This is a genomic window from Hyunsoonleella sp. J2K-J805, assembly GCF_057167125.1.
Window position 1 is genome coordinate 410,539 of record NZ_CM169901.1, and the last position, 24,146, is coordinate 434,684.

Annotated in this window: 25 protein-coding genes; 5 read left to right on the forward strand and 20 right to left on the reverse strand. The window is 33.9% G+C overall.

The window, feature by feature from the left end:
• Positions 1 to 83: 83 nt before the first annotated feature.
• The 5 genes from AC1B0Z_RS01845 to AC1B0Z_RS01865 all read right to left on the reverse strand — a co-directional run bounded on the left by AC1B0Z_RS01845 (position 84) and on the right by AC1B0Z_RS01865 (position 3,738).
• A complete protein-coding gene (locus AC1B0Z_RS01845) occupies positions 84 to 638 on the reverse strand; it encodes an SRPBCC family protein (protein WP_483793751.1) in 555 nt (184 codons plus the stop codon).
• Between the two features lie 231 nt (positions 639 to 869).
• A complete protein-coding gene (locus AC1B0Z_RS01850) occupies positions 870 to 1,589 on the reverse strand; it encodes a DUF2071 domain-containing protein (RefSeq protein WP_483793851.1) in 720 nt (239 codons plus the stop codon).
• Positions 1,590 to 1,738: 149 nt separating this feature from the next.
• Entirely contained in the window at positions 1,739 to 2,386 is a 648-nt protein-coding gene (locus AC1B0Z_RS01855) for a hypothetical protein (RefSeq protein WP_483793852.1), read from the reverse strand.
• Positions 2,387 to 2,536: 150 nt separating this feature from the next.
• Positions 2,537 to 3,061 (reverse strand): DUF6933 domain-containing protein, encoded by a 525-nt coding sequence (locus AC1B0Z_RS01860; protein ID WP_483793853.1) that lies wholly within the window; start codon positions 3,059 to 3,061, stop codon positions 2,537 to 2,539.
• Between the two features lie 131 nt (positions 3,062 to 3,192).
• On the reverse strand, positions 3,193 to 3,738 hold the full coding sequence (locus AC1B0Z_RS01865; protein WP_483793854.1) for an STM3941 family protein: 546 nt from the start codon (positions 3,736 to 3,738) through the stop codon (positions 3,193 to 3,195).
• A 91-nt stretch (positions 3,739 to 3,829) separates the two neighbouring features.
• Here AC1B0Z_RS01865 and AC1B0Z_RS01870 point away from each other — a divergent pair.
• Positions 3,830 to 4,959 (forward strand): IS3 family transposase gene (locus AC1B0Z_RS01870; RefSeq protein ID WP_483791680.1). Its coding sequence is split into 2 segments (ribosomal slippage): positions 3,830 to 4,091 and positions 4,091 to 4,959, totalling 1,131 coding nucleotides; the frame shifts between segments, so codons are not numbered across the junction.
• A gap of 805 nt (positions 4,960 to 5,764) precedes the next feature.
• On the opposite strand, the gene AC1B0Z_RS01875 is transcribed toward AC1B0Z_RS01870, so the two are convergent.
• Both AC1B0Z_RS01875 and AC1B0Z_RS01880 read right to left on the reverse strand, forming a co-directional pair.
• A complete protein-coding gene (locus AC1B0Z_RS01875; protein WP_483793855.1) occupies positions 5,765 to 6,850 on the reverse strand; it encodes a nickel-binding protein in 1,086 nt (361 codons plus the stop codon).
• A gap of 91 nt (positions 6,851 to 6,941) precedes the next feature.
• Positions 6,942 to 7,319 (reverse strand): DUF4242 domain-containing protein, encoded by a 378-nt coding sequence (locus tag AC1B0Z_RS01880; RefSeq protein ID WP_483793856.1) that lies wholly within the window; start codon positions 7,317 to 7,319, stop codon positions 6,942 to 6,944.
• 288 nt (positions 7,320 to 7,607) lie between these two features.
• On the opposite strand from AC1B0Z_RS01880, the gene AC1B0Z_RS01885 reads away from it, so the two are divergent.
• A complete protein-coding gene (locus AC1B0Z_RS01885) occupies positions 7,608 to 9,167 on the forward strand; it encodes an IS1182 family transposase (RefSeq protein WP_483792090.1) in 1,560 nt (519 codons plus the stop codon).
• A 111-nt stretch (positions 9,168 to 9,278) separates the two neighbouring features.
• Here the strand turns inward: AC1B0Z_RS01885 and AC1B0Z_RS01890 are convergent, their stop codons facing one another.
• The 6 genes from AC1B0Z_RS01890 to AC1B0Z_RS01915 form a co-directional block, all read right to left on the reverse strand.
• Positions 9,279 to 9,578: a type II toxin-antitoxin system RelE/ParE family toxin gene (locus AC1B0Z_RS01890; protein ID WP_483793857.1), complete on the reverse strand. Its 300-nt coding sequence runs from the start codon at positions 9,576 to 9,578 to the stop codon at positions 9,279 to 9,281.
• A complete protein-coding gene (locus AC1B0Z_RS01895) occupies positions 9,571 to 9,819 on the reverse strand; it encodes a type II toxin-antitoxin system ParD family antitoxin (protein WP_055413791.1) in 249 nt (82 codons plus the stop codon). Before AC1B0Z_RS01895 ends, AC1B0Z_RS01890 begins: the two co-directional genes overlap by 8 nt.
• Before the next feature lie 209 nt (positions 9,820 to 10,028).
• On the reverse strand, positions 10,029 to 10,763 hold the full coding sequence (locus AC1B0Z_RS01900; RefSeq protein WP_483793858.1) for a DUF6090 family protein: 735 nt from the start codon (positions 10,761 to 10,763) through the stop codon (positions 10,029 to 10,031).
• 202 nt (positions 10,764 to 10,965) lie between these two features.
• Positions 10,966 to 12,075 carry a DUF4236 domain-containing protein gene (locus AC1B0Z_RS01905; RefSeq protein WP_483793859.1) on the reverse strand — a complete coding sequence of 370 codons (1,110 nt, stop codon included), beginning with the start codon at positions 12,073 to 12,075 and terminating at the stop codon, positions 10,966 to 10,968.
• A gap of 168 nt (positions 12,076 to 12,243) precedes the next feature.
• Positions 12,244 to 12,546 (reverse strand): helix-turn-helix domain-containing protein, encoded by a 303-nt coding sequence (locus AC1B0Z_RS01910; RefSeq protein ID WP_483793793.1) that lies wholly within the window; start codon positions 12,544 to 12,546, stop codon positions 12,244 to 12,246.
• Positions 12,533 to 12,874, reverse strand: coding sequence for a type II toxin-antitoxin system RelE/ParE family toxin (locus AC1B0Z_RS01915; protein WP_279450110.1), 342 nt, complete (start codon positions 12,872 to 12,874; stop codon positions 12,533 to 12,535). Before AC1B0Z_RS01915 ends, AC1B0Z_RS01910 begins: the two co-directional genes overlap by 14 nt.
• A 276-nt stretch (positions 12,875 to 13,150) precedes the next feature.
• Here AC1B0Z_RS01915 and AC1B0Z_RS01920 point away from each other — a divergent pair, with 276 nt between their 5' ends.
• Positions 13,151 to 14,710 carry an IS1182 family transposase gene (locus AC1B0Z_RS01920; RefSeq protein WP_483792090.1) on the forward strand — a complete coding sequence of 520 codons (1,560 nt, stop codon included), beginning with the start codon at positions 13,151 to 13,153 and terminating at the stop codon, positions 14,708 to 14,710.
• A 111-nt stretch (positions 14,711 to 14,821) separates the two neighbouring features.
• Here AC1B0Z_RS01920 and AC1B0Z_RS01925 read toward each other — a convergent pair whose 3' ends face one another.
• The 3 genes from AC1B0Z_RS01925 to AC1B0Z_RS01935 all read right to left on the reverse strand — a co-directional run bounded on the left by AC1B0Z_RS01925 (position 14,822) and on the right by AC1B0Z_RS01935 (position 17,933).
• Entirely contained in the window at positions 14,822 to 16,090 is a 1,269-nt protein-coding gene (locus AC1B0Z_RS01925) for a hypothetical protein (protein ID WP_483793860.1), read from the reverse strand.
• 153 nt (positions 16,091 to 16,243) lie between these two features.
• A complete protein-coding gene (locus AC1B0Z_RS01930) occupies positions 16,244 to 17,083 on the reverse strand; it encodes an energy transducer TonB (RefSeq protein WP_483793861.1) in 840 nt (279 codons plus the stop codon).
• Between the two features lie 133 nt (positions 17,084 to 17,216).
• The gene (locus tag AC1B0Z_RS01935; protein WP_483793862.1) at positions 17,217 to 17,933 is read right to left on the reverse strand and encodes a hypothetical protein; all 717 of its coding nucleotides are present in this window, start codon (positions 17,931 to 17,933) and stop codon (positions 17,217 to 17,219) included.
• A 159-nt stretch (positions 17,934 to 18,092) separates the two neighbouring features.
• Between AC1B0Z_RS01935 and AC1B0Z_RS01940 the strand changes: the two genes are divergently transcribed.
• Positions 18,093 to 18,371, forward strand: coding sequence for a hypothetical protein (locus AC1B0Z_RS01940; RefSeq protein WP_483793863.1), 279 nt, complete (start codon positions 18,093 to 18,095; stop codon positions 18,369 to 18,371).
• A gap of 181 nt (positions 18,372 to 18,552) precedes the next feature.
• Positions 18,553 to 20,112: an IS1182 family transposase gene (locus tag AC1B0Z_RS01945; RefSeq protein ID WP_483792090.1), complete on the forward strand. Its 1,560-nt coding sequence runs from the start codon at positions 18,553 to 18,555 to the stop codon at positions 20,110 to 20,112.
• Positions 20,113 to 20,222: 110 nt separating this feature from the next.
• Here the strand turns inward: AC1B0Z_RS01945 and AC1B0Z_RS01950 are convergent, their stop codons facing one another.
• The 4 genes from AC1B0Z_RS01950 to AC1B0Z_RS01965 all read right to left on the reverse strand — a co-directional run bounded on the left by AC1B0Z_RS01950 (position 20,223) and on the right by AC1B0Z_RS01965 (position 24,121).
• Positions 20,223 to 20,822 (reverse strand): hypothetical protein, encoded by a 600-nt coding sequence (locus AC1B0Z_RS01950; RefSeq protein WP_483793864.1) that lies wholly within the window; start codon positions 20,820 to 20,822, stop codon positions 20,223 to 20,225.
• A 148-nt stretch (positions 20,823 to 20,970) separates the two neighbouring features.
• Positions 20,971 to 21,453 carry a YybH family protein gene (locus tag AC1B0Z_RS01955; RefSeq protein WP_483793865.1) on the reverse strand — a complete coding sequence of 161 codons (483 nt, stop codon included), beginning with the start codon at positions 21,451 to 21,453 and terminating at the stop codon, positions 20,971 to 20,973.
• 153 nt (positions 21,454 to 21,606) lie between these two features.
• Positions 21,607 to 22,491 (reverse strand): T9SS type A sorting domain-containing protein, encoded by an 885-nt coding sequence (locus tag AC1B0Z_RS01960; RefSeq protein ID WP_483793866.1) that lies wholly within the window; start codon positions 22,489 to 22,491, stop codon positions 21,607 to 21,609.
• A 775-nt stretch (positions 22,492 to 23,266) separates the two neighbouring features.
• On the reverse strand, positions 23,267 to 24,121 hold the full coding sequence (locus tag AC1B0Z_RS01965; RefSeq protein WP_483793867.1) for an SMI1/KNR4 family protein: 855 nt from the start codon (positions 24,119 to 24,121) through the stop codon (positions 23,267 to 23,269).
• Positions 24,122 to 24,146: the final 25 nt, after the last annotated feature.

A 24,146-nucleotide genomic window follows, 5' to 3' on the forward strand; every position in this document is an offset into this window, starting at 1 on the left:
TTAAATCAGTGGCTTATAAATCATTCGGAGTTTTGTTAGGGCGTTGTGCAACGGTTACCATTGTTGCCCACAGTTTTTTATTTTCAGTTCTTTTTTTCCAAGTAATCGATTAGTTTCATTAAGGTTTTTTCATTGGCTGGAATGAAATAATTCATTAATGACAAGTATTTCGGATTATTTTTATATCCAATTCCGAATGATTTAATATTGGTGTGTCCATTTTCTAACTCGTCAAAATAAATAACATTGAAAAAATCCTTGGCATCATCTTTCATAAATTCAGGGAAATTATCGGTTATTTCCGCTTGTAAAGTCAGAAGTCTTTTTGGTACGTAATTTATGATGTGAGTAACAATTGTAGTGCTATCTCCAATTTTACCTTGTTCGTTATAATTCGTTTTTATATATCCACCAACTTTCAGGTCAACCTCCGCAAGTGGTACAGCCCAATTTTCCCAACCTTTTTTTGTAGTGTAAGCATTCCAAATAGAATCTATTGGTGCTTTTATAGTTAGTTCTTGGATTAGAACTAATTCAGGTGTTTTTGTTGAATCAATTTTCGATACAACTCTTTTCTCTTGTCCGAAAGTAATTGAGGTCAGAAAGACTGAAAAGAGAAGGATTAGTATTTTTTTCATTTGACTATATTTTTCATTATCTCGTTTTCTCAAATTGTGGGCAACGGTCTCGTATATGAAAAGTAGCGCTGAAAATATGCTATTACTTTTCGGATTAACACAAGCCGAATTTTTAAATTTTACTATTTATCTTTTTTATTGGAAATCGTCAAATTTAAAAATTTGGCGACTTTCCAAAAATCCGCAAACCTTATTGTTAGTAATGACTTGCGCTATTTTTTATATACATTGTTAGGTGCAGTTTTTTATTTTCGGCAACCCAATCCATTCGTGTTCAATATCTTTCATTAATAGGGCATTATCAAATTTTACAGAGCCTTTTGGAAAAATATTTTCATTTTCAAAAAAGCTTGATTTTACATTCTCAACTTCCAAAAGTGATACTTTCCAATTATAAGCTTTTAATTCAAGTCCGTCAAAGTCATTTTTGTCAGGTGAATATCCAATAGAACCATTTTCAAAGAATTCAGAAACACATTCTAAATTTTCAAATACACTTTCAGTATTCCACGAGTTTGTTTCTTTTGCTTTTATTGATAATGAAGTTTTGTCATCGCTGATAAAACCGACTTCGTAGTTTCCATCTTTTTCATTTACATTAAAATTTGCTAAATGATGAATTCCAGGAAATATAGTTCCACCAGCGAAAGAATTTAATTTAGAAGAAGTATCTCTTCTTGGAATATAAACTCCTTCTTTTGGCTTTCCGTTTTCAGTCCATTCGACTGCAATTCTATGAGCTCCATTTTCGGAAGAAATTCCGATTTGTTTCGGCAAACCTTTCGGTCTGATTTTTTTTAATCTTATCAAACAGATGCCTGCAATTCCTTTTCCGTTTACTAATTTAGGTTTGAAAGGTTTTGGTAAATAATTTTCCAAGACTTCTTTATCAATTTGGTAATTGATTAAAATTCGTCTGTCTATTATTCCTTTTATTTTCGGTATTTTCATTTGAGTGAGCAAATTGCACCTAACGTGTTTGTATATGGTTTGTTGCGTGGTTTAAGCACTAAAGTTAGCAAATAAAAACCGAATAGAAAATCCGAGAGGATTTTCGTAAGTAGGCTAGAACTAGCAATAAATTATATACGGTGTTGTGCCTAGTTTTTTTCGTTCCACCTTGTTAAAATACTATCAGCTTGTTTCTTTGTAATATTACCGAAATATGGTTTTCCAGAAATCCGTTGTTCCTCTCTTTCCATAATTGCTGGTGTTCCACAAAAGCCTAATTCGTTTTCGTTTATTTGATAATAGTCAGCCTCAAAATAGTCCTCATTTCCATTATCATCTTTAAAATAATATCTCACTAATAAATTTTCAGTTGTGACTGAATCAAGAGTTTTTTCATAAACGTCCATTTCCGATTCAATTCCATTTTTCCAGAACAAGATATTTGAGTTCAACCAAATTATTTTACTTTTAAAGTTTGTCCTTTTGTCAGTTGAGTCATTTTCAAAAATTATTCCTGTTGATATGTTTTGAAAACTGAATATTTTTCTAAATTTTGAGATTTTTCCGTCATCATAATTTTCGTCACTTAATTCATTCCAATTGTCCCAAGTCTTTTTTTCCGATTTCCAGTTTTTAGAGATTTGTTTTAGTCCGATTTTAGTTCTTTCAGGATTAAAGTCAGTTGCGTATTTTTCAAAGTTTATTTTCTGATTCCAAAGCGAAATATTATACATCAAAATTACGAGTATCGAAATTCCAATAATTATAAATAATATTCTCTTTAGTGCGATTTTCATAAATTAGGCACAACGGTGCGTATAAGAATAGTTGCGTGGTTAAGCAACTAATTTAGTAAACAAAAACTTGCCAGCGGAAAATTCCGCAGGAATTTTCCAAGTACAGACTTACCCAAGCAATTATTTTTATACATTGTTGTAAACCGTTTTTTACTCATTTATTAGTTTTTTCATTTCGTTCAGAGCTTTTGTGAAATCAGACATTTTTTTACTCTCTCCGATGTGTATAGGAATATTATTTAGTCTATTTGTCAAGTCCTTTATAGGCATATTTTTCAGCGCTCCATATTCGGCTTTCCACGAATCTAATGATTGTAGATTTGTATTTTGAAAACCTGTTGTTCTTCGGTCATTGTCAGTTGGTAAAAAGTCAATTTTCCCGATTATAGAATTCAGATATTTAAAGTCAGTTATTATTCCGTCGTAAGCCAATTGGGCGTAAAACGACTCTTTAAAAATTTGCTCAATGTTTTTTAAATCCGCTGATTTTATGTCGGTCAGTATTACGTTATATTTTGTTTTTCCGTTCGTTATTAACCAGCATTTTTTTCTGTCGATATAAAATACTGTTGCGTTCCATTTTCCAAGTATTCCACATTCAGTTTTTTCGTCAGTTGATATTAATTTCTTAATCAACTTTTCAAGCTTTTTGGTAGTGTATATTGATGTTCGCATAAATGGTTTACAACGGTTGGGCTATGAGTAGTTGCGTGGGTTAGCGGTTAACTTTGTAAGTACACACCAAATTGAAAATCCGTAAGGATTTTCAGAAGTAGGCGAGTAAAAGCAATTACTTATAGCCATTGTTACCTTGCGTTTTTATTTCGTTTCAATTCAGTTTGTACCAGTTTTTCAAGTTCGTCAAAGTCGTAATTCAATGTATTTGAGGTAATCGAAAGTGGCGTTTCGTACATATTCATATTCGCTTTCATAAGTTTAGCTTGCATTCCGTTTTTAGCTTTTCCAATATACTTTTCGGGATTGGTAATATCAATCAGCAAGAATTTTGTTGACATTACTTGTTTTGTTCTGATTTCCGTAATATCATTCCACTCGATTAACCCAATACTTGTAGCATTCGAGTTGTCAGTTATTCCGTTCGAGTCAATTATAAGTCCGACTTTTTTGTCAAACAGTTTTTTAATTCCATAAATTCCTGTCGCACCGAAAAATAGAATTCCAACTATTCCACCAATTCGGATTATTTCTGGGTTAGTTACTCTGAAAATATTTGGAATAAATCTTTCTGGATTAGTTGCAATCCAAATTCCTCCAGCTACGAATACAATCGAGCCTAATAGAAGCAACGCTATTTTCTTTTTACTTAAAGGTATTTCAATTCTATTATTCAACTTTTCTGTTTTGAGTGAGTAAATGTGTAAGCTTCCCATAAAACCGAACTGTTTAAAAGTATAAAAATAGTTTTAACTTTAAACAGTAATTATGAGAAGAAGTAAATTTTCACCGCAACAGATTGCAAAGATTTTAAAGGAGTTCGACAATGGTAAAAGTGTCGATGAAATTAGCCGTGAACACGGTGTGAGTTCTGCGGCTTTTTACAAGTGGCGTTCCAAATATGCAGGAATGAATTCTAAGGAACTCAAAAGGCTCAAGGAGCTTGAAGAAGAAAACCGCAAGCTCAAGCAGATGTATGCTACTCTGGCACTTGATCATCAAATGGCTAAGGAGATTATCGAAAAAAAGCTATAAAGCCCTGTCGTAAAAGAGCAATTACCAAAGAACTTATTCATTACGGCATTAGCAGGGCGTGCCGTGTTTTAGGGATGAGTAAGAGTGTCTATTACTACAAGCCATTGCCCAAGGACGATACGGCTATAGAACAGGCTTTGCAACAAAAAGCAAAAGATCACTCAGAAGAGGGGTTTTGGAAGGCCTATGATCGCCTAAGAGAGGAAGGTAAACCTTGGAATCACAAAAGAGTGCATCGTGTTTATGTAGCATTGGGGCTTCCATTGCGAAGAAAGGTTAAGAAACGTCTGCCTACTAGGGTTAAAGAGCCTTTAGAGGTTCCAAATGAACTGAACCATACTTGGAGTATGGATTTTATAACAGATGTCTTAGAGAACAAGAGACGCTTCAGGGCATTCAATATCATTGATGATTTTAATAGAGAGGCACTTCACATAGAAGTTGATTATTCATTGACGAGTAATCGTATTGTCTGGGTACTGAATCATTTAATTAACAAAAAAGGGAAGCCTCAACGCATACGGATGGACAATGGCCCAGAGTTTATAGCACATATCACAAATGATTGGAGCCAAATGCACGAAATAGAGTTTACGTATATTCAACCAGGTAAACCCACACAAAATGCATTTATAGAACGCTTTAATGGTTCTTACAGGCGAGGGGTTTTAAACAAATATATTTTTGAAGACCTACATCAAGTACGTGAGCAAACCCAAATCTGGATGGATGATTATAACCATAACAGACCACATGATAGCTTGGGGAAAATATCACCAGTGAAATATGCAAAGCTTAATTCCTCTGGGGCTAGCCCCAGAGGAATTAAAAACAAATTAAATAATGTAATTTTGGAAAAATAAGCAGTTCTAATGAAGGGAAGCTTACAAATGCAAGGTAACGTTTATGTATAAGATTAGTTGCGTTGTTTAAGCAACTAATTTAGCAAAAATGGAACGAACGCGAGAAAATTCCGCAGGAATTTTCCAAGTCGGCTAGAACCAAGCAATTAATTTTATACTTTGTTAGCAACTGGTTTTATTCTTTCCGCACGAGTAATATTCCAATGTGTTTTTCGATTCCGTTATTTTTCTTTTTCCTTAAAATCTCAAAAAAAAAATTTCGATTATCATTCCGCTTTTTTTTCGAACGTTTTGCCATTTCAATATTCAGCACAAACCTTTGGAAATCTAAATTTTCGTTGTTAAAAAACGGAAGCTGGGAAAATCCCTTTTCACAACGTTCAGTCTTAAAGTTTAGCGATTCCAATATTCAGCAGAGACTTTTGGAAAGCTACATTTTCGATGCGAAAACTGACTTTGGATAAGCCGAAATTCAACGTAATCTTCCGCAACAATTTTCAATTCCGCTTGAGTGAAATTCCGAGTTGTTTTTTCAATTCAGAATTTCATTTTTCCTTTTTTAAGAATCAAAAAACTTGAAAGTTAGCACGATTTTCATTGGTCTGGTCAACTTGTTGCTAACGTGTTCGTGTATGGTTAGTTGCGTTGGCTAGAACTAAATTAGTAAAAGAAAACGAACCAAAGAGTAATTCTAATATTTTTCCGAGTAATAACTTGATTAGCAATTAATTATACACGTTGTTACCTGCTGGCTTTTGTTCTAATTCACTAGTTAATTGAAAAGAAATAATTTTTATGCTAATTGTTACTTCTTATATTTTGATGGTAAAACACCATAAGCTTCATGAAAGCATTTTGAAAAATAAGTTGGACTACTAAAACCTGTTTGATACGCGATTTCAGAGATATTTGATTCTTGTTTATCCAGTAATTCAAGTGCTTTATCCAATCTAAAATCTTTTATGAAACTGTTTGGGGACTTCCCTATAATTGGCATTATTGTTCTATATAGTTTTGATTTACTTAAACCTAAATTCTTATTATAATTTGTGGCACTTATGTTCGAATTTGTCCAAACACTTTCAGTATAATCAAATAAGCGAATTACAAATTCCATTTCAGTATTACTTAATGGTTTAATATTTTTAATATTTATTGGATTATTTTGATTTTCTCTTTCGTATAGATCTTTGACTTCTGGTGTTAATATTATGTTTCCATTAGTAACATAAGTCAAATATTCTGCTTTTTTTACAGTGTCCTCAAAAATACTATCTCCATTTGTTACTGGGTTTCCTGCACTTATTCCTACTTTAAATTCTAAATCAGGTGTTATTACACAATTATGCAATTCTTGAATTTTAATAGCACTTTCAACAGCATTTGTAGCAGAAGTAAAAGACATTAGAAATGAATTTGATTTCTGTTTTACCATGCGTCCTTTGTGCTTACTAACAATGTTGATTATTGACTTTTTGTAACCACGAATAGCAGCATTTAATGTTTCAATATTTTCAGTTCTTAATTTTTTCTTTTTTAAATTAATAACCATCAATATTCTAAAGGCAGAATCAGTAACTATATTGAGTTGGGTGTTTTGCGTATTTTCTGGGTCTTCAATTCGACCTAAAAATGATTCAACTAGAGTGTCATTTACTTCTATTATCCTTTGAGGAACAGCTCCATGTGATTTTTCATGAAGTTCTTTTATGGCTTCTTGGTTTGGCGCTTCTATTAAACAAAATGCTGTTTGTCTTCTTTCATCACACCAATAAGTTAATCCACGACAATTGTATTTATGTTCAATCTTTAAATCCGCTTGATGCATTTCTGCTATATCCTTAGCAGTTACTCCATCTGGCAAATCATGAAAGTCCATATATATTGGCATGAGAAATAAGTTTTATGTAATATACTATTTTTAAATAAGAAGCTGTCAGATTTAATGGCTTGACAGCTTCTTAAAGAGTCTTTTAGTATTTTTAAAGTTCTGCAGTTGCTGGACTAATTACTGTTTTGACTTCACTTACCGAATTTGCTGGAAAACCACCTTTTTTTGCATGTTCTTCAATTAATTCTTTATTCTCTGCTTTGTAAACACAATACACTTTATCTCCAGTAACATAGCTGTGTTGCCATTCAATTTTTGGTCCCATTTCTTTCAAGACTGAACATGATGTTTGTGAAATTCCTTTCAGTTGTTCAGCTGTTAATTCTCCTGCTCCTGGAATAATACGTTCTATTACATACGTTTTCATAATGTCATTGTTTTTAATTGTTGTTTGATTTTCTTTTTGTTGTGCTTGAGTATAATTGAGAGTAAACACAATTAGGACTAAAACTAATTTGATTGTTTTCATAATAGATGTTTTAAATATTAATAATTCAAAACTAAAACATCTTATAATCAATTAATTATGCTTTTAGTCCAAAAAACCACAATTTTGGTTCAATGCTTTTTTCAGCTTGCAGGTAACGGTAAAGTGTATGATTTCGTTGCGTAGTTTAGCAACTAATTTAGCAAATACAAACCGAATAGAAAATCCGCGAGGATTTTCGTAAGTAAGCCTTTACTAGCAATGAATTATACACAGTGTGCCTGTTGCACAACGCCTTGTTAAATATACAGAAATTTCGTATATTAACATATGCAAGGCAACAAGATTTATCAAGAAAAACTGTTCAACACTTTCCAGTTGAGCAGTCGGATTCCCAAAGACAATTTTTACCGCAGATTATCGGGTATTTTAGATTTAGATTTTCTCCGCAAAGCGACTGAGATTTATTATGGTAGATGCGGACAAAAGAGTTTGGACCCCGTTGTATTTTTTAAGCTATGTTTGGTGGGCTATCTGGAGAACATTATCAGCGACCACAAGCTAGTTTCTCATTGTAGTATGCGATTAGATATCCTATACTTTTTAGGCTATGATATCGATGAAGAACTACCTTGGCACTCGACTATAAGTAGAACCCGCCAACTTTATCCAGCATCGGTTTTTGAGCATCTCTTTGCACATGTTTTTAAGCTTTGTGTTTCAGGCGGTATGGTCAGCGGTCATACGCAGGTTATAGATTCTGCCCCTGTAAAGGCCAATGCTTCCATGGACAGTCTGGAGCTGAAAGTACCGGAAGAAGATTTGGCCTCCCACTTACTGCAGGTGCGCCACATTAGTCATAGAGATAAAGAAGCTGTCATCAGGCGCTCCAAGACCAATAAGGCAGCCCAATCACAACAAACACTATCAGCCAGTTCATCAGAGCTACAGGCGCTACGCAGTAGAAACAAAAAATGGTCCACCGAACAGAACCATCGTCCAGGATCGGGCAATAAAGGGAGTCGTTACACGAGTAACAAAACGCATTACAGCCCTACCGACCCCGATGCGAGAATCAGTGTAAAACCAGGCAAAGCAAGAAAGCTAAATTACCAAAGCCAACTTACTGTAGATACGGCACACCATGTTATAAGCGATATTAAGGCGTACCATGCAGACGGTAAGGACAGTCAGCAATTATCGGACATTGTCATTAGGGTTCAAAGGCGTTTATGGCAATCTGGCTTGAAGATGGATACCTGTGTAGCCGATACGGGCTATAGTAGCGGCGAGAACTATGCGTTTTTGGAACGCCAAAATATTGAGAGTTACATTCCGCCACATGGCACATATAAAGGTGGTCCTGATGATTTTGTTTATAACGAACAAGAAGACTGTTATATCTGTCCACAAGGAAAAATAATTCCATTTACCAAGGTATTTTATGAGAAGAAGAATAGCACAAAAAAGAAGGAATATCGAGCGTCAAAGAAGGTTTGCATAGACTGCCCCCTGCGCAGTGCGTGCTTAGGAAAATCGGCACAAGAGAAGAAGTTCACCATTACCTATTACCGACCGGAATACGAGCGTAACATAGCCCGGGTGAACAGTAAAAAAGGGCGTTATATGAAAGGCAAGCGGCAAAGCACGGTAGAGCCTGTTTTTGGAACGCTCACTCAGTTTTTAGGCATGCGAAAAGTAAATACTTTAGGATTAGAACAGGCCAACAAATGCATGCACCTATCAGCAGTAGCATATAATTTAAAGAAATATTTAAAATATATTAAAACCAGCCCCAAAAGTATAGCAGGAGTTGTAGGTGTTTTAGTAAGTAGTATAAATCGCCAAATAAGACGCTATATTATTGGTTTTAAGCAACCCGTATTTTAGATAAAAATCAGAACGCGCAAAATCAAAACAGGCTTTAAATCAGTGGCTTATAAATTATTCGGAGTTTTGTTAGGGGGTTGTGCAACGGTTACCAGTGTTGGGCGTAGTTTTTTATTCGGTTATTCTTTTTTTCAAGTCCATTCGTTCGTGCAAAATTCTCGTAATCTCAATTGGCTTGACCTTAGACTTTCTATAAAATATAACGTGTCGATTTGCTTTAAGTCCAAACAGTTCAGATTTTATTCCGTCGTAGTTTTTTCCTAATTCTGGATTGTCAGCTATGTCTTGGCAAATATCGAGTAACATGTCATAATATCTGTCAGCTTGATTTTCAGACCAATTTTCTAGTGTATATTCCCATATTTCATTCAAGTCCGCAACAGCCTTGTTGGTCAATTCATATTTAGCCATTCTTTTTGCGTTTGGCTTTTAATTCCTCAAGATTTTTTTTTGGGTCGAAATCGTGGGCAATTCCGCTATCAATTCCTTCTTGAATAGCATTCCGCAATGCAATTACTTTGCTTTCTTCGTTTTCCAAAAGGCGAAGTCCAGCTCTAATTACCTCACTCACATTTTTGTATCGCCCAGCAGAAACTTGTGTCTGTACGAACTGGTCAAAATAATTCCCTAATGATATAGATGTGTTTTTCATTCCGTTTTGATTTATTCAAATATACCAAATTTTGGTAAATATTCAAATTTCGGATGCAGCTCTTAAATTACGCCCAACGTGTTTGTGTATGGTTAGTTGCGTGGTTAAGCAACTAATTTAGCAAATAAATCACAGATAGAATATTCCGCAGGAATGTTCGTAAATCGGCAGTGACCTAGCAATTAATTATACACGGTGTTGTGCTTTCGTTATTTATTTAATTCAGTTTCCAACTGAGTTATTAGTTCTTTGATTTGAGTTATGCCCATGTCTAAAGCTTGAATTGTATACTCGTTATTATACTTCTGTTCTCTAATCAGTTTTATGAATTCATTATTTTGAATCAGTTTTTCATAATCTTGAGGTTTAAATGAGACATATAATGCTTCGAAATCACGTTTAAAATTTTTAAAATAAAATTTATAACTAGGATTAAATTGCTCTAAACTTACTTTGTTATTCATATCTCCTAAATCATCAATAAAATCAAACCACCTATCATAAACATTAATAATAGACTTCCTTATTGAATCGTTTGATATTATTTCAAATCCACGAGACTTTAGATTTTCATAACCACCAGTATTAAGGGTAAACTGTGTGTTATATTGAATGTTTCCAAAATGTATGTCCAAAGAATCATTATAAGGTCTTTTGTTTATAAGAATATCACTAATCAACATATTAGAATTAATAGCTCTTTGGTTTAAAAAGATATCTTCTTCCAAACTTAAAAGATTTGTTTTGGAATCACTTAACAATTCCTTAAGTACAGAAGTTTCTTCCTTTTTGTTTTTCAGGTTTTCGTTCCAATTATTAATCTGCAACGCTATTAAAATTCCGATAACAACAAGTACAATTTCACCAATCGCATATTTAAAATACTTTCCAGTTTTATTTTCAATAAGCAAGTTTTGGCGAATTTTTCTAAAGAATTTTATCATTGATTGTAATTTCTCTAAAGTTAGAATAATTATTTAATTCCGTAAGAGTGAGGAATAATGAAGCACAACGTTTATGTATAAGAATAGTTGCGGGTTTGTATGCGAGGATTTTCCGAAGGAAAATCAGACGTTACAAACACGCAACGACCCTTGATTAAGCACTAAACCGCAATTATTTTTATACGGTGTTAGCACCAGTATTTTATTCAATATATTTATTATAACTTTCAGCAAATTCCTCCGAATATTCCTCATTACTGAAAAGAAAAACTTCAAAAACTCCAGTATTACTTTTGAAAGTCAATTCTCCATATCGTGCTATTGGAATCTTATAATTATCTTTAAATCTTCTGTCAGGTGTTCCGTCTTTGTTTACTTTTGCCCAAGTTTCTCCAACTATTTTACTGTCCTTTGGTATTTTTTCAGTTTCGAGAAAGTTCATTGATTCAAAGGTTAAATTTAATTCGTCAATTTCAATGAGTCCAAAATTTTCCTTGTTATCAAATAGCGCAGCAAAACCTGGATAAATGTAAATATTACTGCCATTTTGATTTTGAAAACACATAGCCTCATAAACCGAATTTAAAAATGGTATTTTCTGATAGCTTATTTTTGTTGGCTTACGTTCTATGCTTCTGTTAGCAGAAGACCGATTGTCATCATTTGGAACTGCGTTAGTCATATCCCAAATGATGGAAGAATTTAATAAATTGTCAAATGCAATTTTTAGTTTCAAATATTTTTCATCGAGAACTCTGTCCATATCAATTTCTATATCAATATGGCATTCTGTAACTTGTTTTTTTAAATTGACTAGATATTCCTTTTTCTCAAGATAATCGTTATCGAACCATTTAATTAAAAAACCAATTAAAAATACTTTTGAAATTATTCTTAAAGTATTTGAATTTTTAACCTTTTTTTCAAGTTGTGAAATCTCTTTTTTAATTGCAACCATTTCTTTGTTAGCAGCAACTAATGTTTCTTTCAATTCCAATAAACCCTGTGTAGTAACTTCTGAAGCATTTTTACTTTTTATTTCTCCTCTCAAATTTTCTGGAAGGAAATAGTTTTCGGTTTGCTGTGTTTCTGGGGGAAAGTCTACGGATTTTTGTTTTTTCGAATCCCAGTCAGTAATTTTTTTCCTGTCATAGATTCCAGTTCCGGGAATTCCAGTGTTCAAATAAGCTCCGTCCTTATTAAGGTTAACATTAAATCCTTTAATTCCCAAAGTAGTGCTAATTCCGCTCGCACTAAAGTTTACATAGAAACCCGGAAATAATTTTTGTCTTCTTCTAAATTTTAATCCCATTGTTGTTTGGTCATATTGGTGCTAACGGTTCAGGCTATGAACAGTTGCGTGGTTTAACACGGACTTTTGCAAGTACACGATAAGCTGAAAATTCCGCAGGAATTTTCAGGATATGCCTGTAATAGCAATTGTTTATAGCCATTGTTGCCTGTAGTACTTTTACGATTCTTAAATATCCATTGATAATTTCAGGCTTCCGCCTAATCCTTCTCGAATTATCCGCATCAAAGTCGACAGTCTGATATCACTCGCATTATTCTCAATTCGAGAAATATAGTTCTTAGTTGTTCCAACTTTTTCGGCAAGCTGTTGTTGCGTTAATTGTTGCTTTTTTCTTGCCTCTTGAATTAAAACTCCAATTCTGAATGTCTCAAATTCTTCTTGGAATTTATCACGGGATTCAGTCCCAATTTTCCCATACTGTTCGTCTAAATGGTCATCAAAGGATGTAATTCTTTTATCTGTTTTCATAATATTCCTTTTTTAATCGTTCCGCTTTTTTAATTTCTTTCTTTGGTGTTTTTTGCGTTTTCTTTTGAAATCCGCTCAATAGGATTATCAAATTCCCTTTGTCGAAAAAGCAGAAAATTCGAAATATTCCATTTCCTGCTGAAATTCGCACTTCCCAAAGTCCGTCAGTATTCGTAAGATTTTTTAGAAATTTCTCTGGAACAATTCGAGTATTTCTCAAAAGTAAAAGAGTCCAATCTATTTTCTTGCGAACAACGAGCGACTGTTTTAAATAGAAGTCCTTAAAGTGGTTTTCGTAAAATCCTATTTCTCTTTTAAACTCGCTCAATTAATTAGTCGTTAAATTCAAAACAAAGTTACCTAAAAAGGTAACAAATTCAAAATTTAAAACTGTTTTTAATTTGGAAAACGGATTTTCACGTATTACAGGCAACGGTCTCGGCTATGAGTAGTTGCGTGGTTTAGAACTTAACTTTGCAAGTACACACCAAACTGAAAATCCGCGAGGATTTTCAGAAGTAGGCGAGAACAAGCAATTACTTATAGCCATTGTGCCTGTTGCACAACGCCTTGTTAAATATACAGAAATTTCGTATATTAACATATGCAAGGCAACAAGATTTATCAAGAAAAACTGTTCAACACTTTCCAGTTGAGCAGTCGGATTCCCAAAGACAATTTTTACCGCAGATTATCGGGTATTTTAGATTTAGATTTTCTCCGCAAAGCGACTGAGATTTATTATGGTAGATGCGGACAAAAGAGTTTGGACCCCGTTGTATTTTTTAAGCTATGTTTGGTGGGCTATCTGGAGAACATTATCAGCGACCACAAGCTAGTTTCTCATTGTAGTATGCGATTAGATATCCTATACTTTTTAGGCTATGATATCGATGAAGAACTACCTTGGCACTCGACTATAAGTAGAACCCGCCAACTTTATCCAGCATCGGTTTTTGAGCATCTCTTTGCACATGTTTTTAAGCTTTGTGTTTCAGGCGGTATGGTCAGCGGTCATACGCAGGTTATAGATTCTGCCCCTGTAAAGGCCAATGCTTCCATGGACAGTCTGGAGCTGAAAGTACCGGAAGAAGATTTGGCCTCCCACTTACTGCAGGTGCGCCACATTAGTCATAGAGATAAAGAAGCTGTCATCAGGCGCTCCAAGACCAATAAGGCAGCCCAATCACAACAAACACTATCAGCCAGTTCATCAGAGCTACAGGCGCTACGCAGTAGAAACAAAAAATGGTCCACCGAACAGAACCATCGTCCAGGATCGGGCAATAAAGGGAGTCGTTACACGAGTAACAAAACGCATTACAGCCCTACCGACCCCGATGCGAGAATCAGTGTAAAACCAGGCAAAGCAAGAAAGCTAAATTACCAAAGCCAACTTACTGTAGATACGGCACACCATGTTATAAGCGATATTAAGGCGTACCATGCAGACGGTAAGGACAGTCAGCAATTATCGGACATTGTCATTAGGGTTCAAAGGCGTTTATGGCAATCTGGCTTGAAGATGGATACCTGTGTAGCCGATACGGGCTATAGTAGCGGCGAGAACTATGCGTTTTTGGAACGCCAAAATATTGAGAGTTACATTCCGCCACATGGCACATATAAAGGTGGTCCTGATGATTTTGTTTATAACGAACAAGAAGACTGTTATATCTGTCCACAAGGAAAAATAATTCCATTTACCAAGGTATTTTATGAGAAGAAGAATAGCACAAAAAAGAAGGAATATCGAGCGTCAAAGAAGGTTTGCATAGACTGCCCCCTGCGCAGTGCGTGCTTAGGAAAATCGGCACAAGAGAAGAAGTTCACCATTACCTATTACCGACCGGAATACGAGCGTAACATAGCCCGGGTGAACAGTAAAAAAGGGCGTTATATGAAAGGCAAGCGGCAAAGCACGGTAGAGCCTGTTTTTGGAACGCTCACTCAGTTTTTAGGCATGCGAAAAGTAAATACTTTAGGATTAGAACAGGCCAACAAATGCATGCACCTATCAGCAGTAGCATATAATTTAAAGAAATATTTAAAATATATTAAAACCAGCCCCAAAAGTATAGCAGGAGTTGTAGGTGTTTTAGTAAGTAGTATAAATCGCCAAATAAGACGCTATATTATTGGTTTTAAGCAACCCGTATTTTAGATAAAAATCAGAACGCGCAAAATCAAAACAGGCTTTAAATCAGTGGCTTATAAATTATTCGGAGTTTTGTTAGGGGGTTGTGCAACGGTTACCATTGTTGGGCACAGTTTTTTATAGTTCATTAGAGTCATTCAATATTACGAATTCAGCAATTAATCTCATTAAGTAAATTTCAGTTAGTAAGTCTTTGTCATCTTTGAATGGTGTAAATTTTACTTTTTGAGCCTCTTTGCTGTGAACGATTGAATTTCTTGTATAATAAACTCTTTTTGACAGATTTTTATAAATCTCGTCTTCATTGTCAGAATTGAAATTTACTCTATTACCTTTTGAAAAAGGTACTTCAGTTGTTTTGTAATATTCTAATAATTCAGGACTGACATTCTCGATTGCCTCTTTCAGTTCATTAGTTTCTGGAATAAACTTTCGTAGCGTTAGTTCTAGTGCTTCTTGCTCGTTTATTTGAAACTCTTCATTTTTGTATTTCAATCTAGATTGAATTAAACCTATTAGGTTTGTCAAGTCTCGTGTTCTTTTATAAGAGAAATTAGGTTTTGTTAGTTCATTTTTCACTCTTCCTAAAATATCATCGTTGTATATTTTTTCATAAAAATGTTCAAGAACGTGATAAAATGAAAGGTATTGATGGTCTATGCTTTCAGAGGATACACCTTTTTGGTAATGAAGAATTAATTCATTTGAGTAAATTCTTTTGGGTGCTTCCACATCGCCTGTTCTTGAACGTCTTATTCTTCCTATTCTGAAAGGTTGAATAAATTCGTCCATAAAACGTAGTGGCATTATTGTAAAATCTAAATTATAGCCTAAATTGAAAATGAACGCATAAAGAAGATTGTCAAAAGTCTTTAGGTCAGTTTGGGTTTTTGTTGAAATTTGGATAGTTTCTAATCTAGGTATTATCTCTTTAATAATTTCTAGTATCGGTTTTTCAAAAAGTTCCGTTTGTCCATCATTTGCTGAATAAATTCTCCTCAAACGATGTCCCATAATTCCACTTCTCAAAAAATTTGGTGCGTTTCTTTTGTATAAGTTAAACAAGAAAAAAACCAAATATTCATTCGTTGGTTTATTAATACAGTATGTTATTTTGTTAACATTATCTGTTCGCTTTAGCTCTCGACTTGGCATAAATCGATTGTCATTTCTGACTAAAACCTCATAATTTTTATCATTAAAAAGTTCAACATCCTCATTAGATTTGTACTTTTTGAGTTTTCTTAAAATAGATTCAATTTCTTTTTTCTCAAGAATAGCAGTTTTGTCTCCAATTACATTAAAAGTAAATGAGTCATCAGATTCTGAAGTCAATTCAAAACCTAAAATTTCTACTATTGAATTTTTTATGTCAGTTATTGTCATTTTTCAAATTGTGCCCAACGGCTTTGGCTATGAGTAGTTGCGTGGGTTAGCGTTAAACTTAGCAAGTACACACCAAACTGAAAATCCGGGGGGATTTTCAGAAGTAGGCGAGAACTAGCAATTACTTATAGCCATTGTTATGCCCAGTTATTATTAAGTTTGTTTCATATTTCCAGCGTTCATTCCAACTCGGAATTTCTTCTTTTTCCATTCTATTAGGAACTTAATTGGAATTATAATTTTCACATCGACTTTATCTCCGTTTCTCAAGGCTGGCTCCCAATTTCCGCTTGATTTGGTTAAAGCATTTTTAAATTCGTTTTCTAATTCGGGATAGTCTGCTCCAGAAATCTCAATATCCTTGGCAACTCCTTCTTTGGTTATTAGCATTGTAATTTCTACCTCTCCAAGTAAATTTTTCTTGTTCTTATGATTTACTGGATTTAGATTATCAATTAGAAAAGAGTTCAAATCTCCATCAATGATTTTAGGCAGAACGTCTACTTTCTGTTGCTGAATATCTTCAGTTTTGATTAGGTTTTTATTTGCGGAATAATCATAGTGTTCAACAAGTTCTCCATTTTCGTATCTTTTCCAAATTCCAGTTTTTTTGTTTTCTGCGTAACTGCCTACTTGTATAGTATCTTTATCATAACTGAATTCTACAAAAAGTCCATTTCTTTTGTCGTTTTTATAGGTCGATAAATATTTTATTCGCATATCGTTTTCATCATATTTTCCACGAAAACGATAGTATTCTTTCCAAATATCTACCTTTTGGTTGTTCTCAAAATTTCCTTCTTCGGCTATCGAATTGTAATATTTCCAGTTCCAAGTCAATTGATATTTTCCTTGTTTAATTTCTGGGTCGGATATTAGAACATTATAAATTTCGTTTTTCTCTCCGATTGAGTTTTTGACTTCTTTTGTTTCTTGTGATTTGCATATGGTAATTGTGAGCAAGAAAACTAATATTGATAACTGTTGTTTCATATTTTTGTCTAATTGGGCATAACGTTGTTGTATAAGATTAGTTGCGTGGTTTAAGCACCTAATTTAGCAAATACAAACCGAATAGAAAATCCGCGAGGATTTTCGTAAGTAGGCTCGCACCAAGCAATTAATTTTATACGTTGTTACCTGCAGTAATTTTATTTTTTATTAGCCATTCGTTCAATTCGTTTTCAAAATTGAGAAAGATTGTCGCTAAATCTAAATTTGTTGATTCAGTCCATTCCTTGTCAAAATCTGATATTATCTTATATAACTCTGGTTTTATTTTTTGTAATTTTTTTAAATATTTTTCGCACTTTACTTTATCTTCCTCAACAACCACATTCATTAAAGACAAAGTTTGTCCTATAAATTGATTAACGGCTTTTTTTCTCCATTTTTTAAAAGTAAAAAGTAGTTTTATTTCAAAAATGTTGTAGTTCCCAAAGCTTATTCTTTCTTGAACAAACAAGTATTCCGAAAATCCCATTTCTTTATAGAAAGGGTACATTTTCTTGTGAGAACAGAAGTTGTACAAAATTGGGGTCAAGCTATTTTCAATTAAGACTTCAAAAGAATGTTCTCCTGTTATTCCATAAATTAGTTCCTCAAGTGTTGAAATTCCAAGATAGTCTAAATAGATGTGTAAAAGTTCGTGAGTAAAAGAATGGAATTCTATTTCTTCCGTAGGTGTTATAATCGTAGCAGTTCCATTTTCAGCTTTTCCTTTCCAAGAATATTCGGTTGGGTCAAAAATCAATTGAAAAGAGTATTCATTTTTTAGTTCATTCCAAATATTTTGGTTTTGTGAATTTACATAATTCTCTATTTGAAATGTAATGTCTGTCATTTAGTTCTTATTGCAGGTAACGTTTAGTATAACCGCAGTAGCGGATTAGAAAGCACAAATGATTGAGTTAAACCAAATATTAATTAAAAGCAATAGTGTTATAACCAAGCACTACAACCGCTATTGCTGTTATACATTGTTGTAGTGCGTTATTGAGCGATGGCGGAACGTAACGGAAGCAATAGGACACAAGGCGGTTTAGAATTAGAAGCTAAGCACCAAAAGACTTATGAAGATTGGTGGCTTGGGAAATTAATTGAAACACCTTACTTAAAAGACGGTGAAAAAATAAAAGGTGTATCTAAAAAAGTAGAGTTTATAGGAAACTCTATGGTTGGTGTTGTTGAAATTACACTTGATAATGGTTTTAAGTATTTGGTAGGTGGTTCAAATAAAGCCTTTAAGCCTAAAAAAAGCGATGTAGTGTGTGTGGGCTAATGCACTACAACGGTCTAGGCTATGAGTAGTTGCGTGGGTTAGCACTTAACTTTGCAAGTGCACACCAAGTTGGAAATTCCGCAGGAATTTCCAAAGTAGGCGAGAACAAGCAATTACTTATAGCCATTGTGCCTGTTGCACAACGCCTTGTTAAATATACAGAAATTTCGTATATTAACATATGCAAGGCAACAAGATTTATCAAGAAAAACTGTTCAACACTTTCCAGTTGAGCAGTCGGATTCCCAAAGACAATTTTTACCGCAGATTATCGGGTATTTTAGATTTAGATTTTCTCCGCAAAGCGACTGAGATTTATTATGGTAGATGCGGACAAAAGAGTTTGGACCCCGTTGTATTTTTTAAGCTATGTTTGGTGGGCTATCTGGAGAACATTATCAGCGACCACAAGCTAGTTTCTCATTGTAGTATGCGATTAGATATCCTATACTTTTTAGGCTATGATATCGATGAAGAACTACCTTGGCACTCGACTATAAGTAGAACCCGCCAACTTTATCCAGCATCGGTTTTTGAGCATCTCTTTGCACATGTTTTTAAGCTTTGTGTTTCAGGCGGTATGGTCAGCGGTCATACGCAGGTTATAGATTCTGCCCCTGTAAAGGCCAATGCTTCCATGGACAGTCTGGAGCTGAAAGTACCGGAAGAAGATTTGGCCTCCCACTTACTGCAGGTGCGCCACATTAGTCATAGAGATAAAGAAGCTGTCATCAGGCGCTCCAAGACCAATAAGGCAGCCCAATCACAACAAACACTATCAGCCAGTTCATCAGAGCTACAGGCGCTACGCAGTAGAAACAAAAAATGGTCCACCGAACAGAACCATCGTCCAGGATCGGGCAATAAAGGGAGTCGTTACACGAGTAACAAAACGCATTACAGCCCTACCGACCCCGATGCGAGAATCAGTGTAAAACCAGGCAAAGCAAGAAAGCTAAATTACCAAAGCCAACTTACTGTAGATACGGCACACCATGTTATAAGCGATATTAAGGCGTACCATGCAGACGGTAAGGACAGTCAGCAATTATCGGACATTGTCATTAGGGTTCAAAGGCGTTTATGGCAATCTGGCTTGAAGATGGATACCTGTGTAGCCGATACGGGCTATAGTAGCGGCGAGAACTATGCGTTTTTGGAACGCCAAAATATTGAGAGTTACATTCCGCCACATGGCACATATAAAGGTGGTCCTGATGATTTTGTTTATAACGAACAAGAAGACTGTTATATCTGTCCACAAGGAAAAATAATTCCATTTACCAAGGTATTTTATGAGAAGAAGAATAGCACAAAAAAGAAGGAATATCGAGCGTCAAAGAAGGTTTGCATAGACTGCCCCCTGCGCAGTGCGTGCTTAGGAAAATCGGCACAAGAGAAGAAGTTCACCATTACCTATTACCGACCGGAATACGAGCGTAACATAGCCCGGGTGAACAGTAAAAAAGGGCGTTATATGAAAGGCAAGCGGCAAAGCACGGTAGAGCCTGTTTTTGGAACGCTCACTCAGTTTTTAGGCATGCGAAAAGTAAATACTTTAGGATTAGAACAGGCCAACAAATGCATGCACCTATCAGCAGTAGCATATAATTTAAAGAAATATTTAAAATATATTAAAACCAGCCCCAAAAGTATAGCAGGAGTTGTAGGTGTTTTAGTAAGTAGTATAAATCGCCAAATAAGACGCTATATTATTGGTTTTAAGCAACCCGTATTTTAGATAAAAATCAGAACGCGCAAAATCAAAACAGGCTTTAAATCAGTGGCTTATAAATTATTCGGAGTTTTGTTAGGGGGTTGTGCAACGGTTACCATTGTTGTGCATAGTTTTTATTCCGCAATATCTATTATCAGACCTTTGCGTGTTAATCTATAGTTTGGGCCTGATTTTATCAGACTTTTGTCTTTAATCAATATTTTCAATTCAGCTTCTTGAATTTCATCAACGCTTACTATTCCATTTGTTTTGAATTCGGCTCTGATTTTCATTAAAGTCTCTAACATAGTGTCATTGAAATAAGCATTTCCGCACACATAAACTTTTTTATTCTTTTCAATTACGGATTCCAATTTCTTTAGAAATCTTACTAAATTCAAAATCATTAAATGCAATTTTGAAGCTTTGTAGTATAATTTCATACGTTTTCCATTGTATTCAGCATCAACCGAATTCAGTCCATTTACAATTGGTTTTTTGTCATATTCTCCAATTAGAAAATTCAAATCGTTTTTAATTCCATTTGCTAACATTTTTATTCCGTCCATTGGGATTTCATTATCAGAGAAAGAATTGAATTTCGTGTCAAATTTATGTTCAATTTTCAGGGTGTGATTTCGTAGAAAAGTATAAACATCAGAGGATTCATTCCAAAATATTCTGTCTTGAAATTCTTCATTTTCTATTATCTGTATGTAAATACCTCTGTTCATTTCTCAAATTATGCACAACGGTCTCGGCTATGAGTAGTTGCGTGGGTTTGCACTTAACTTTGCAAGTACGCACCAAACTGAAAATCCGCAAGGATTTTCAGAAGTAGGCGAGAACAAGCAATTACTTATAGCCATTGTTAGCAGTAGATTATTTTTCACAATAACTTCCAGTACAACTTACAGGTGTAAAAATTACTGAGTCAATTAACCAATTGCCATTTTTCTTTTTGTACATCATAAAATACTTACCAATAATCTCAGATTTTTTAGAATCTCCTTTCTCAGTCCAATTTTCAGTCCAAACGCCAGTTTCGTATGCTACTGGCCAATTCTCATTCACTTCTATTTTTTCTATTTTGTTATTCCAAAAAATGTCAGGTCTTCTTTCATATTGACGTTTCATTTTGGCTATTAAATTTTCTTTCCCATACCATTTTCCTCCTCCAGAAATCCAGGTTACTTTATCGTTGAATAGGCTAAAAAAAGTAAGAGTATCTCGATTGTTATATGATAGGTTCCAATTTTCATTATTCTTCAGAATCGCTTTATAATCATCATTATTGATTTCTTGAGAAAACATCTGAGAAGAGCTCAATAAGATTACGCTTACTATTAATATTGATTTTTTCATTTTTTTCAATTTACTGCTAACGGTTTTGTATATGAAAAGTAGCAGAATAAAGATGCTATTATTTTCAGTTTAAAAATTAAAATAGCAGAAAAGTACAAACTTTTTAGTTTACACTTAACTGCTATTTTTTATATACTTTGTTGGCAAACGTTATTATTTTTTTAGAATTATTTTGCCCGTTTTTATATTTCCTTTTTCATCAGAAACATAATAAAAATATATTCCTGGTTTTTGTTTACTTAAATCAATTTCTCTTATAGAGTTTTTAGAAGTAAGCAATAGTTCTCCTTTAGAATTTAAAATTCTAATTGTATGCTTACTATTTTTACTTAAACCTTCAAAAATGACTTTAGATTTGGTAGGATTTGGATATACTTTCAGACCAGAAAAATAGCCTTCGGTACCACAAACACCACCTCGGAATCTATGAGTTCTAGTATCACTGCAAGTAGTTGTTCCATTACTTGCTGTAATAGTAACAGTTGCAGAAACAACTTTATTATCGCAATCAACGAATATTGTAGACGTTTGTGGGACACCAGCAGCTCCTACAAAACCATTATAATTTGTAACAGTACCATTCTCATATGTTAGTTGGAAATTAATATTTTGAATATTCCAGCCACTTGAAACAGTTGTATTTGCAATAAACACTAAATTACCATCTCCTAATAAGTTTAACTCACCAATTCCACCGATTTCAACACCGCAAGAGTTAGGGTTAGGGCAATTGAAAACTTCACAGGCTTCTATACAATTTCCATTTAAAAAGCGTGTAACCTTGACTTTAACACTACCAGTGATGTTACAATTCACAGTTACAGTTTGGTTAGTATTCGAGCCGAGTATTGATGCATTCCCATCACAATTTTCAATTTCCCAAAAATATGCCTGAGCATTAGTAGCTGTAAAAGTGCTATTACCATTGTTTGTGATGGTATTAGATGAGTCTATACAGTTTGTGCATTGAGCAAAAGAGTTCATTGTCGTTCCTATAAATAGAAACAAAGTCATAAATAGTAAATTTTTAGTTTTCATAATTATTAAGATTAAAATGTTAAATAAAATTTCTGTTTTCTGTTAAATGTTTGCCAACGTGTTTGTATATGGTTTGTTGCGTGTTTAAGCACCTAATTTAGCAAATAAAAACTAGATAGAAAATCCGCGAGGATTTTCGTAAGTGGGCTATAACTAGCAATAAATTATATACGGTGTTGTGGTTAGTATTTTTTTCGTTTTTCCATTCGGTTTTTCAATTCAGATGTTTTGATTTCTTAACATATTCAAGATTACAAAGGATATAGTTATTACCGATAAAATAACAATCAGAGTAATTATGTTTTCGGCTTTATTCAGTTTAATTTTTTCAACTAGTTCATAATTCGGAAATTTTTGATGAAAAATAAAAAAGAAGACAAAATAGAGTAAGAAGTAAAGTCCGATTATCCAGTAAATATTTATGTCAGATATTAGATTTACGAGAACATAAATATTCAGACTAACGATTAGACTCAAAATAAGGGATGGAAAAATAATCCAAAAGTCCTTTTTTCCACGATAGAATTTGATGTAGATTTTAGATAAAAAAATGAATGGGAAATATGTCCATTTAACGTTTTCGTTCATATTATTCAGTCATTTTTTAAGTTCATTTGCGTCTAGTTTGGATATTAACCACAACGGTCTCGGCTATGAGTAGTTGCGTGGTTTAGCACTAAACTTTGCAAGTACACACCAAACTGAAAATCCGTGAGGATTTTCAGAAGTAAGCGAGAACAAGCAATTACTTATAGCCATTGTTGTAAAACGTTTTTTATTCCTCGTCTATTTCAGACATTCGTTCGTTAATAAACTCAAAAAATCCGATTTCTCCAGAAATTTCCCAAACTTCGTGGTCCCAATCTACAGTCGAATTTCCATTATTTTTATAAAAGCATTGGGCATTTCCAGCTCCATCTGGATAGAACTCAAGTAAGTCATTAAACGAATAACCTTCGGGTTGTACATTTTGTTCTTTACAAATTGGATTCATCATTTCTGCCATTACTTTTATATCGTCATTAGCCATAACAAAATAAGCGTCATATATTTCTCCAAATCCGTTATGTATTTTATAGAAAGTTTTCAAGTCATTAGGAACGTTCCAATTAAAGGTTTTTAAATTTTTATTTGGTTCTGCATTTAAGAGTGGTGCTCCTCCTGTATAAATTTTGAAATAATCTCTATCATCATAAAGCTTCATATTCAGCAAGTAATGTAAATGCCAAGTGTTTTCTTTTTTCTCTGCGAAAATGAATTTACAACGTTCTTTTAATGAAGATATCAAATTTGGAATTTTCTTGGAAATTGGTTTAAAGTTTTCGGTTATGAATTCCGCAATTGTTTTGTCATTTAAGTTTTTCCAAGGACAGTCTTCTGGTAATTCTCCGAGTTCGTGAAAATTTGAACTATTTCTTGATTCAAAAACAAGTTTGATTCCGTCAAAACCATATTTATTTATGATTTCGTTTTCCAAATTTGTGGTTCGGATAAATTCTGGGTTAAATTCTTTTTCCGAATCTCTTTGAAGTTCCTTTCTAAACTGTTCTTTTAATTCAGAAGTCAGATTTTCATAATTTTCCTTTTTGTTGTTCTGACTATTTGCTCCGAAAAAAGATAGTATTCCCATTATTAAAATTATATGTTTCAATGTT

Coding starts and splice junctions, on each gene's coding strand:
- AC1B0Z_RS01845 (WP_483793751.1), bottom strand. CDS start 638: ATGAAAAAAATACTAATCCTTCTCTTTTCAGTCTTTCTGACCTCAATT.
- AC1B0Z_RS01850 (WP_483793851.1), bottom strand. CDS start 1,589: ATGAAAATACCGAAAATAAAAGGAATAATAGACAGACGAATTTTAATC.
- AC1B0Z_RS01855 (WP_483793852.1), bottom strand. CDS start 2,386: ATGAAAATCGCACTAAAGAGAATATTATTTATAATTATTGGAATTTCG.
- AC1B0Z_RS01860 (WP_483793853.1), bottom strand. CDS start 3,061: ATGCGAACATCAATATACACTACCAAAAAGCTTGAAAAGTTGATTAAG.
- AC1B0Z_RS01875 (WP_483793855.1), bottom strand. CDS start 6,850: ATGCCAATATATATGGACTTTCATGATTTGCCAGATGGAGTAACTGCT.
- AC1B0Z_RS01880 (WP_483793856.1), bottom strand. CDS start 7,319: ATGAAAACAATCAAATTAGTTTTAGTCCTAATTGTGTTTACTCTCAAT.
- AC1B0Z_RS01885 (WP_483792090.1), top strand. CDS start 7,608: ATGCAAGGCAACAAGATTTATCAAGAAAAACTGTTCAACACTTTCCAG.
- AC1B0Z_RS01890 (WP_483793857.1), bottom strand. CDS start 9,578: ATGGCTAAATATGAATTGACCAACAAGGCTGTTGCGGACTTGAATGAA.
- AC1B0Z_RS01895 (WP_055413791.1), bottom strand. CDS start 9,819: ATGAAAAACACATCTATATCATTAGGGAATTATTTTGACCAGTTCGTA.
- AC1B0Z_RS01900 (WP_483793858.1), bottom strand. CDS start 10,763: ATGATAAAATTCTTTAGAAAAATTCGCCAAAACTTGCTTATTGAAAAT.
- AC1B0Z_RS01905 (WP_483793859.1), bottom strand. CDS start 12,075: ATGGGATTAAAATTTAGAAGAAGACAAAAATTATTTCCGGGTTTCTAT.
- AC1B0Z_RS01910 (WP_483793793.1), bottom strand. CDS start 12,546: ATGAAAACAGATAAAAGAATTACATCCTTTGATGACCATTTAGACGAA.
- AC1B0Z_RS01920 (WP_483792090.1), top strand. CDS start 13,151: ATGCAAGGCAACAAGATTTATCAAGAAAAACTGTTCAACACTTTCCAG.
- AC1B0Z_RS01925 (WP_483793860.1), bottom strand. CDS start 16,090: ATGACAATAACTGACATAAAAAATTCAATAGTAGAAATTTTAGGTTTT.
- AC1B0Z_RS01930 (WP_483793861.1), bottom strand. CDS start 17,083: ATGAAACAACAGTTATCAATATTAGTTTTCTTGCTCACAATTACCATA.
- AC1B0Z_RS01935 (WP_483793862.1), bottom strand. CDS start 17,933: ATGACAGACATTACATTTCAAATAGAGAATTATGTAAATTCACAAAAC.
- AC1B0Z_RS01940 (WP_483793863.1), top strand. CDS start 18,093: ATGGCGGAACGTAACGGAAGCAATAGGACACAAGGCGGTTTAGAATTA.
- AC1B0Z_RS01945 (WP_483792090.1), top strand. CDS start 18,553: ATGCAAGGCAACAAGATTTATCAAGAAAAACTGTTCAACACTTTCCAG.
- AC1B0Z_RS01950 (WP_483793864.1), bottom strand. CDS start 20,822: ATGAACAGAGGTATTTACATACAGATAATAGAAAATGAAGAATTTCAA.
- AC1B0Z_RS01955 (WP_483793865.1), bottom strand. CDS start 21,453: ATGAAAAAATCAATATTAATAGTAAGCGTAATCTTATTGAGCTCTTCT.
- AC1B0Z_RS01960 (WP_483793866.1), bottom strand. CDS start 22,491: ATGAAAACTAAAAATTTACTATTTATGACTTTGTTTCTATTTATAGGA.
- AC1B0Z_RS01965 (WP_483793867.1), bottom strand. CDS start 24,121: ATGGGAATACTATCTTTTTTCGGAGCAAATAGTCAGAACAACAAAAAG.